The organism is Nocardia carnea NBRC 14403, from assembly GCF_000308515.1.
In the GTDB taxonomy this organism is placed as follows: Bacteria; Actinomycetota; Actinomycetes; order Mycobacteriales; family Mycobacteriaceae; genus Nocardia; species Nocardia carnea.
In genome coordinates this window covers 1-1,025 of sequence record NZ_BAFV01000087.1, presented here as the reverse complement: position 1 = coordinate 1,025, position 1,025 = coordinate 1, and the positions used below count along the sequence as shown (strand labels likewise).

The window sequence follows — 1,025 nt, the reverse complement described above, 5'->3', positions numbered from 1 at the left end:
GCTGCCGGCAACGTCATCAACCCCACGCGGTTCAACAGCTTGCGGTATGGGCTGCAGCAGGTCACGGGATTTGGTTCACCGGCTGCTCGGCAGGCCCGATCGGTCACCGCGTTGCCTGCGGAGGAGTGGGTGCATGAGCTGCGGCGTGCACAGATGAAGCAGGGCCCGGGCAGCGTGGGTGCCGTGGTCGGTAACACCATGAGTTCGCAGCTGAAGCGGGTGCAGGATCGACTGGCGTATGCCTATCACGACGGTCCGTGGTGGCAGCTGAATGTGTGGTCGCCGTTGCTGGATGACCGGATCCCGCTTCGGGAGCACGAGCCGCACCGCAACAGCGCGGCCAACTTCTCCCACTTGACGACCGACTGGCTGCGCGAAGCAGTCAAATGGTGGTTGTCGGTCCAGCTGCTGGGCGGCCAGTATGTCTGGAGTTCGGTCAAGAGCCGCGTCGACCACTTCAAGTGGTTCCAGTGGTATCTGGACCAGGTCGGCTGCGCCGGACCGCACCTGGTCGATTCGTATGTCGACCTCCGGCCGTTCACGCGAGGGTTCGTCGAATCGCTTCGTGCCCATCGCATCCAGGCCGGCCCGAGCAAGGGTCGACCGCTGGGGAAGAACCAGGTGCGCCAGCCTCTGGTGACGGTCGAGACCTTCTACCGGTGGATGTTCGACAACGTTGCGGAGGCGACCACCATACTCGGGGAGCCACGCTGGCAGCAGCTCACCCCGCAGCATACGACGCTGTTCCGGCCCGAGGACAAGCCTCGACTGGTGAACAAGCTCCCAGACGATATGGCGCTGGAGGACGAGGTCGTCAGCCGCATCGCTGCGGGTTCGGAATTGCTGGCTGCGCCGAAGGAGGAGGGCGGGCTCGGCGATCTGCAGGCCTTCCATGCGCTGATGCTGCAAATCCGCACCGGCCGGCGGATGAACGAGGTCCTGTTGATGGATTTCGACCCCCTGATTCCGCTGCTTCACCGCGGCGAGGACACCGACAGTGACGGGTTCGTGGCGCGCATGAGATA

General features: G+C 64.4%; 1 pseudogene. It reads left to right on the top strand.

Going from position 1 to position 1,025, the window contains the following annotated elements:
* A pseudogene (locus ON22_RS26615) lies at window positions 1–1,025 on the top strand (hypothetical protein); the annotation flags it as partial.